Raw genomic sequence first — 1,534 nt, 5'->3', positions numbered from 1 at the left:
AGTGAATTCCTATCGTTTGAAACAATATGTTTGAGAGTATATGTATAAAAGAAAAGAGAAAAAATATGAATAAAACATTTGTAAAAGGAGCAGCAATTTTAACCATTACAACTTTTTTGTCGAAATTGCTTGGTAGTTTTTTTCAAATTCCATTACAAAATATTGCAGGAGATGAAGTGCTCGGTATTTTCCGCCTTGTTTTTCCTGTATATATGATTGCTCTTACATTATCGGTAGCCGGAGTTCCACTTGCAATTTCGAAACTAATTGCAGAGTTGAACGAAAAAAATAAGCAAAAGGAAATTGCAAAATTATTTAAATCAGCGTCAATTATTGGGATAGCATTTGGCGTTTTCGGCTGTTTAGTCATTGTATTATTTTCTATTGAAATTGCAAATATGCTTGGTGGACAAGAAACTAGAATGCCGTTGCTTATTACTTCATTAGCATTACTCATTGCGCCATACATGGCGGTGTATAGAGGGTATTTTCAAGGTTTCGGTGATATGAAACCAACAGGGGTATCACAGGTCATTGAGCAATTTGTACGTGTGTTTTTTATGTTAATAATTGCTTACATACTAGTATCATGGGATAAGAGTAATACTGTTATTACTAGTGGGGCGATGGTTGGCTCTTTTCTTGGAGTCATTAGTTCGCTTATATATTTGCGTATAAAATATAATAGAAGTCCATACTACAATAAAAGCAATTCCTATTCGCTCCGAGATTTAAGAGAAAACGGCAAAAAGATATTGCGGGTATCGATCCCAATCGCTATCGGAGCTTTATCAATGCCACTTTTAAATTTAGTAGACTCGCTTACAATACCGCATGTATTACAAGGATCATCAACAGAAATTCAAGAACAATTTGGAATATACAGTCGCGGTTTTGCATTCACGCAAATAATTGTTATTTTTGCAAGTGCAATTGTATTTCCGTTAATACCACTCTTAACTTCCGCATTGGCCAAAAGAGATATAAATTTGGCGAAAATAACAATTCAAAATACAAATCGACTAGCGCATGTTTTGACAGCACCGTTAACAATATGGTTGATGGCATTAACCGTACCGTTAAATGTCGGATTGTTCACAGACGTAAAAGGCAGTAGTATGTTAACAGTTATGATTGGCAGTTCGTATTTTACTGCGGTTATGGTATTATCAATAGGTGTTTTACAGGGCATTAACCGTTCTGCACAAGCTGCATGGATTGTTATTGGTGCGAGTTGTGTGAAAGTCATGTTAAACATGATGTTCGTGCAGAAGTTTGGCATAGATGGAGCGGCGTATAGTACATTAATTACTTACGTATTGATTTGTATTGTAAATCATTTGTATATTCGAAGCTATATTGCCTATTCTATTCATTTAAAAAGCTTTTTCGGTGTGCTAGCAATAGCATGTATTTTGGGACTAGGATTGTATGAATTATGTAATGTGATAGATGTTACATCTTCAAGAATTATGACGTTATTATTCAGTGGTATAGCATTAAGTATTACAACCATTTTGTATGGTGTATGTGC

The 1,534-nt window shown here is 34.6% G+C and carries 1 protein-coding gene; it reads left to right on the top strand.

What is annotated here, in order from left to right; translation table 11 throughout:
* Nucleotides 1-65: 65 nt before the first annotated feature.
* The coding region (locus ABWK52_RS28360) for a putative polysaccharide biosynthesis protein (RefSeq protein WP_353772325.1) at nt 66-1,534 on the top strand (1,469 nt) is incomplete at its 3' end.

It is taken from the genome of Bacillus sp. AP50 (assembly GCF_040492675.1).
Classification (GTDB): Bacteria; Bacillota; Bacilli; order Bacillales; family Bacillaceae_G; genus Bacillus_A; species Bacillus_A cereus.
Note: the sequence above shows the minus strand (reverse complement) of the source record. Positions and strands in the feature narration are given on the sequence as shown.